2 protein-coding genes are annotated in these 1,520 nt (G+C 71.2%); both read left to right on the top strand.

Annotated features, from left to right (window positions below):
- Positions 1-1,189, top strand: a 1,189-nt coding sequence (locus ABZ641_RS36910) for a globin domain-containing protein (protein WP_359988939.1), incomplete at its 5' end; no start/stop codon positions are given.
- A gap of 166 nt (positions 1,190-1,355) precedes the next feature.
- Positions 1,356-1,511 (top strand): DUF6131 family protein, encoded by a 156-nt coding sequence (locus tag ABZ641_RS36905; RefSeq protein ID WP_359988937.1) that lies wholly within the window; start codon positions 1,356-1,358, stop codon positions 1,509-1,511.
- Positions 1,512-1,520: the final 9 nt, after the last annotated feature.

The following is a 1,520-nucleotide window of genomic DNA, read 5'->3' as shown; positions in this document are numbered from 1 at the left end:
GGTCCTCGGCCAACACCGACCCGCAGTGGATCCAGGTCGACCTCGGCTCGGCGCACGCTTCTACACCCACCTGTTCGGCGGGCACCCCGAGCTGCTGGACGGCGTCTTCAACCGCGGCAACCAGGTCCACGGCCACCAGCAGCAGGCGCTCGCCGGCTCGGTGGCCTCCTTCGCCACCACGCTCGTGGAGACGCCGGAGCGGGTGCCCGAGCAGTTGCTCCGCCGGATCGCCCACAAGCACGCCTCGCTCGGGATCCGCCCCGACCAGTACGGGGTCGTGCACGACCACCTGATGTGGGCGATCGTCGACGTGCTGGGCGACGCGGTCACCCCGGAGGTCGCCGCCGCCTGGGACGAGGTCTACTGGCTGATGGCCAACGCCCTGATCAACCAGGAACGCGGACTCTACAGCGCCCGCGGAGTGCGGCCGGAGACGGTCTGGCGGGACTGGCAGGTGATCCGGAAGGTCAGGGAGACCTCCGACGTGGTCACCTTCGTGGTCAAGCGGATCGACGACCGGCTGGTGAAGACCTCGCTGCCCGGCCAGTACGTCACCGTGCGGATGCGGATGCCCGACGGGAAGCTCCAGCCGCGCCAGTACAGCCTGACCCGGGCCGACGACGGCGAGCACCGCCAGTTCTCGGTCAAGCGGGTGCGCGGCGAGGGCGGCGACCCCGACGGCGAGATGTCCACGCTGCTGCACGACTCGGTACGGGTCGGCGACACCCTGACGCTGTCGCTGCCCTACGGCGACGTCGTACTGGACGACGCCGGACGGCCGGTGGTGTTCGCCAGCGCGGGCATCGGGATCGCCCCCGTGGCGGGGATGCTCTCGCACCTGGTCGCGGCCGAGTCCGGACTGCCCGTCACCCTGCTGCACGCCGACGTCGACGACGCGTCCCTCCCGCTGCGCCGCCAGGTGGTCGGCGACGTCCTGGCGCTGAAGAACGCCCGGATGTACCTGTGGTTCGAGAAGGACGCGCAGAGCCACGAGCCGGTGGACGGGGTCTTCCACGGGCTGATGGACCCCACGGCGGTCGACCTCCCCGCGGACGCCCTGTACCACCTGTGCGGGCCGCTGCCCTTCATGCAGGCCGTGCGCAGCAGCCTGATCGACCGCGGGGTCGCCCCGCGCGACATCCAGTACGAGGTGTTCGGCCCCGACCTGTGGCAGGCCGACCTGGACTGAGGGCCGAGCGGCCCGACGTTTACGGTGGCCACGCCGCGGTATACGCGCTGGTCAGCAGGCAGGGCCCGGACCACGGTGCCGGTCCCGGCCGGGAGGCGGACCGGCTCCAGGCATCTCCCCGGACCACCTCCCTCACACGGCCCGCAGCACATCCAAGGAGGCCACCGTGATCATCCTCGGCGTCATTCTGCTCATCATCGGCTTCGCCACCGGCATCGGGTTCCTGTGGACCATCGGCATCGTCCTCGCCCTCATCGGCCTCGTCCTGTGGGTCGCCGGCCTCACCGGCCACGCCGTCGGCGGCCGCCGCCACTACTACTGACCCGGTCAC

Source organism: Kitasatospora sp. NPDC007106, from assembly GCF_040634455.1.
Taxonomy (GTDB): domain Bacteria; phylum Actinomycetota; class Actinomycetes; order Streptomycetales; family Streptomycetaceae; genus Kitasatospora; species Kitasatospora arboriphila.
The sequence above is the reverse complement of the archived record's forward strand: the minus strand, read 5'-3'. Positions and strand labels throughout refer to the sequence as shown.